Raw genomic sequence first — 4,686 nt, 5'->3', positions numbered from 1 at the left:
TCAGATACTGGACCGCGCCGGCGATGTCCTGCGTGGCCGCATCGGCGAAATCGAGGCCGCTCATCAGGTGATGCGCCTCTTCCTCCTCGACCGTCGACTTGCCGCGATAGATGTCGGGGACGAGTGCGAGATACCCTGCGCGCGAGAGACGATCCGCCACGCCGCGGATCTGGTCGTTCAATCCCCACCACTCTTGAATGACGACGATGGCGGGAGCGCCCGCAATAGTCTCGGGTTCCGCAAGATAGCCTTTGACTTCCATGCCGTCAGGGCGCCGAAAGGTAATCGTTTTTCCAACACTTTGCTTCATACGGATCTCCAAGGTCGAAAAAGGAGCTTCAGGAAATCGCCGCGTTTCGTCGCGGTATAGCTGACATTGCCGATCGCCGCATACAGGCCGCGCGAGAGAATCACCGCAGGACGAACGGGTTCGGCACTTCCTTGTCGAGATTGATGAAGACGCTCTTGGTCTGGAGATATTCCTTGATCATCTCCTGGCCGTTTTCCCGCCCGATTCCCGACTGCTTAAACCCGCCGAACGGGACCGCGTAGCTTACGACGCGATAGGCGTTGACCCAGATCGTGCCTGCTTTGAGTTCCTTGGTGTAGCGGAAGGCGCGGACGAGATCCTTTGTCCAAACGCCGGCAGCGAGGCCGTAAGGCGTATCGTTGGCAATCGCGATCGCTTCTTCATCATCCTTAAAACGAATCACCGAGAGCACCGGGCCGAAAATCTCCTCTCGCGCAACCCGCATGGTGTTGGAGACTTCGGTTAGAACGGTGGGTTCGACAAACCAGCCATTCTCGCAGCCGGCACCGTGATAGGCCTTTCCGCCATAGGCGACCAACGCCCCTTCGCCCTTAGCGATATCGATATAGTCAAGCACCTTTTCGTATTGGGATAAGTTGGCAATCGGACCGATTTTGGTCTCGCGATCCATCGGATTGCCAAGCTTTGCCGCGGCGACAAAGTCGCGAAGCGCTTCGACAAACTCGTCATGGCGCGCTTCGTGGACGAGGAGCCGCGAGCCGGCCATGCATGTCTGCCCCGTTGCTGCGAAAATGCCCGAGACCGCCCCCTTGACGGCTTGTTCAATGTCGGCGTCCTCGCAGACGATGTTGGGCGATTTGCCGCCAAGTTCCAGCGTGACATGCTTAAGGTTTTTGGCCGCCGCTTGATAGACCGCACGGCCGCCGCCATCGCCGCCCGTGAAAGCGACCTTGGCGACTTTGGGATGCTCGACAAGGGTCGCGCCGCATTCCGCGCCAAAACCGGTCACGACGTTCACCACGCCTGCGGGAAACCCGGCCTCGAGAAACAGCTTCGCAAATTCGACCATCGATACTGAAGCGTGCTCAGACGGCTTGACGACAACGGTATTGCCGGCCGCAAGCGCCGGCGCAAGCTTCCAGGTCGTCAGCAAAAGGGGCGAATTCCACGGCGTGATTGCAACGACGACGCCAAGCGGCTCATAGACGGTATGGGCGAACATCCCCGCCTTGTCGGAGGGAATCACCGCTCCTTCGATTTTGTCCGCGAGGCCGCCGTAATAGTAATAATGCTCCGGCAGGTAGCGCATCTGGCCGAGCATCTCGGCCTTCAGCTTGCCATTGTCCTGCACCTCCAGATCGGCCAACCGCTCGGCATTGGCGAGAATCAGGTCACCGGCCTTCCGCAGGAGGGCGCCTCGCTGGCTCGCGGTGAGATTCTTCCAGGCGGGATTTTCGAGCGCAGCCGCGGCGGCTTCGACAGCGGCCGCTGCGTCCTCAGCCTGCCCTCGCGGCACCCGAGCCCAGGCCTTGCCCGTATAGGGATTGACGCTTTCGATCCATTCGCCGCCGACCGCAGCCCGTTCGTCGCCGCCGATAAGCATCTTGAAATCTTGCATGACTCGTCCTCACAGCATCATTTGATGTTCAAGGCGAGTATGCGCACGACCTAGGGAAGCGTTTCGCCTCCAAGCGCCAAAACTTCGCCTGAACCTGAGCGGCGCAACATTGTTGGAGTGACGCCGAAACGCTCCTTGAACCGGTCAGTGAATCGCGACTGCGATCGGTACCCGACAGCGTCCGCCACTTGGCCGATTGTGAAGCTTGTTTCCTGGACCAGGACCAGGCTCGACATCAGTCTTGTTTCCTCGAGCAGATCGCGGAAGCTCGTACCCTCGACACGGAGATGGCGGCGCATGACAGACTCACTAATGCCCAGCATCCGGCAAAGATCCTGACATCGCCACGCGCGGGCCGGATCAACATCGATCATCTGGCCGATACGTTGCCGCCAGGAGGGATTGCGGCTGACGAGAATATTCCCGGCGAGGCCCGTCTGTGCCAGCAGTAGAAGGAGTTCAACAAGCCGGTGACGCTGGACATGAAGGGAAGGAGGATATTTGCTGCTCCAATCGAGCCATTGGATGATCCACTCAAGCGCGGCCTCGCTGGCGGGCGCATGCCAATTCGAGCTCAGATTCCAGCTCTCGAGACCCCGCCCATAGCTACGCTGAAATTCCTCTACCGTTTCGATATCAAAGCGGAACCCGAGGCCTTGATAAAGGCCGCTGATTGGATCTGGGAATTTGCCGATCCAGAATTCCGTGTCCGCCGGAACGAAGAGAAGCTCTCCGGCATTGGCAACGAACCGCCGACTGGCGAGTTCGATTTCTTTCGAGCCGGACACCACAAGAAGCACTGCCGGTTTGCTAAAAGTGACCCTGGAAATGTTCTGCGGCTTGTAACAGCTCTGTACACCAAGGCCGCACTGCATAAGATCGCGATCAAGCTCGCGATCGCGTCCGCGCAAATTGCTCAAGAGTTCCTGCAGCAGATGGCGCCTTTCCGAAGTCGTAGGACGCCGATTCTCGGCAACAAGGGTCAATTTTCCACTCATGGCTTCTTCCATTTGAATATCGTCCGTGTCTTCCGGTCGCAGATCCACACAATATCAGGTGAAGTCGTTTCCGGTTTCGCTCATCCATCACCTATGGAGATGGCCGGATCAAATCGGAAACTGCACTCGGCGAGCCGTTAGAGGCAATGATTCGGCTTCTTGGGGCGAATTGCGACGACGATAAACGGTAATGTTCCGTTCAGACCCACCCGCGTCGTAACTCGATATGGCCCGGCCAGCAACAGCTGCAACGAATGCCTCAAGGTCTTCGATCAACATTCCTAACTCTCATGAAGATTATGAAAAATATGCGCTTGCCGAAAGTGAAGCGATTACTTTACTTTATGCAGGCGCTGCTGAGCTGAAGGCATTCGTCAACTTTCCTACATGGTTCAAGTCCATGCCGCTTGATGCGTCTAACGAACTGAACTACCCCGCCGAAGGCTATTTAGATCCTGATACGACTTTCGCGGTCAAGTACCGCAGTGCCGGATCTAACCCCCGTTGAACCGAATTCCAGGAGTGACTATGTCCACGACTCACGGATACGCAGCACGAGATTCCCAATCATCGCTGGCTCCGTTTGAATTTCAGCGCCGCAGCCTGCGCGAGTGCGACGTGCAGATCGACGTGCTCTATTGCGGCGTCTGCCATTCCGATCTGCACCAGGCACGCAACGAATGGAACAACACGATCTATCCGGTCGTGCCGGGCCATGAAATCGTCGGTCGCGTCGCGCAGGTCGGCCCGGGCGTGACGCGCTACAAGTCCGGCGATTTGGTAGGTGTCGGCTGCCTCGTCGATTCATGCCGTACCTGCGCAAGCTGCGCGGAAGGGCTCGAGCAGTACTGCGAGAACGGCTTTGTTCTGACCTACAACGGTGCCGATCGGCAGAGCGGCGAGATGACGTTCGGCGGCTATTCGACCCGTATCGTCGTCGACGAGGCATTCGTGCTGCGCGTGCCGGACAAGCTCGATCCGGCAGGCGCTGCGCCGCTGCTGTGCGCAGGCATCACGACGTATTCGCCGCTGCGCCAATGGGGCGCCGGCCCCGGCAAGAAGGTCGGCATTGTCGGCCTCGGCGGGCTCGGCCACATGGGCGTGAAGCTTGCGCGCGCGATGGGGGCGCACGTGGTGCTGTTCACGACGTCGCCGTCGAAGGTCGAAGACGCCAAACGCCTGGGCGCGCACGAAGTGGTCATTTCGAAGGACCCGGCGCAAATGCAGGCGCACGCGAACAGCTTCGATTTTCTGTTGAATACGGTGGCCGCGCAGCATGACCTGAATCCGTTCATCGAATTGCTCAAGCGCGACGCGACGATGACGCTGGTCGGCGCGCCCGGGCACGACCATCCGTCGCCGCAGGTCTTCAATCTGATTTTCAAGCGCCGCCGGCTTGCCGGTTCGCTGATCGGCGGCATTGCCGAAACGCAGGAAATGCTCGACTTTTGCGGCGAGCACGGCATCACCTCCGATATCGAGGTCATTCCGATGCAGAAGATCAACGAGGCTTACGAGCGCATGCTGAAGAGCGACGTCAAATATCGCTTCGTCATCGATCTCGATTCGCTGCGGCAATAACGTAGGAGTGCGTATGACGGTCGGTGCCGAACGCCGCACGCGGCGGCAATTGATCGTCGATCGCGGCACCTGAGCGATTAAATGAAGGAGCGTTTGTATGTCGAATCGGTTACTGTTGTTGCTGTGTGTGTCGGTTCCGGCATTCATGATCAATCTCGACGCGAATATCGTGGCGGTGTCGCTCACATCGATCGCGCGGTCGCTGCACGCGGATTTCG

The 4,686-nt window shown here is 58.6% G+C and carries 5 protein-coding genes; 2 read left to right on the top strand and 3 right to left on the bottom strand.

All coding sequences use genetic code 11. From position 1 onward, the window contains the following. The 3 genes from J3489_RS36390 to J3489_RS36380 all read right to left on the bottom strand — a co-directional run. Positions 1-310: dienelactone hydrolase family protein (locus tag J3489_RS36390; protein ID WP_207005643.1), on the bottom strand; the 310-nt coding region annotated here is incomplete at its 3' end. 100 nt (positions 311-410) lie between these two features. Further along, positions 411-1,889 (bottom strand): aldehyde dehydrogenase, encoded by a 1,479-nt coding sequence (locus tag J3489_RS36385; protein ID WP_207005642.1) that lies wholly within the window; start codon positions 1,887-1,889, stop codon positions 411-413. 50 nt (positions 1,890-1,939) lie between these two features. Next, complete coding sequence (locus J3489_RS36380) at positions 1,940-2,899, bottom strand: helix-turn-helix transcriptional regulator (RefSeq protein WP_207005641.1); 960 nt, start codon at positions 2,897-2,899, stop codon at positions 1,940-1,942. A 214-nt stretch (positions 2,900-3,113) separates the two neighbouring features. Here J3489_RS36380 and J3489_RS36375 point away from each other — a divergent pair, with 214 nt between their 5' ends. Next, positions 3,114-3,395 carry a hypothetical protein gene (locus J3489_RS36375; protein WP_207005640.1) on the top strand — a complete coding sequence of 94 codons (282 nt, stop codon included), beginning with the start codon at positions 3,114-3,116 and terminating at the stop codon, positions 3,393-3,395. A 20-nt stretch (positions 3,396-3,415) separates the two neighbouring features. Next, a complete protein-coding gene (locus J3489_RS36370) occupies positions 3,416-4,468 on the top strand; it encodes an NAD(P)-dependent alcohol dehydrogenase (RefSeq protein WP_207005639.1) in 1,053 nt (350 codons plus the stop codon). Positions 4,469-4,686 lie beyond the last annotated feature (218 nt).

This window comes from Trinickia mobilis (genome assembly GCF_017315705.1).
Taxonomy (GTDB): domain Bacteria; phylum Pseudomonadota; class Gammaproteobacteria; order Burkholderiales; family Burkholderiaceae; genus Trinickia_A; species Trinickia_A mobilis.
This window is presented reverse-complemented; position numbering and strand designations above follow the sequence as displayed.

Bases quoted from the DNA above. Each gene is read 5' to 3' on its own strand.
- J3489_RS36380 (WP_207005641.1), bottom strand. From the start codon at position 2,899: ATGGAAGAAGCCATGAGTGGAAAATTGACCCTTGTTGCCGAGAATCGG.
- J3489_RS36375 (WP_207005640.1), top strand. From the start codon at position 3,114: ATGGCCCGGCCAGCAACAGCTGCAACGAATGCCTCAAGGTCTTCGATC.
- J3489_RS36370 (WP_207005639.1), top strand. From the start codon at position 3,416: ATGTCCACGACTCACGGATACGCAGCACGAGATTCCCAATCATCGCTG.
- J3489_RS36385 (WP_207005642.1), bottom strand. From the start codon at position 1,889: ATGCAAGATTTCAAGATGCTTATCGGCGGCGACGAACGGGCTGCGGTC.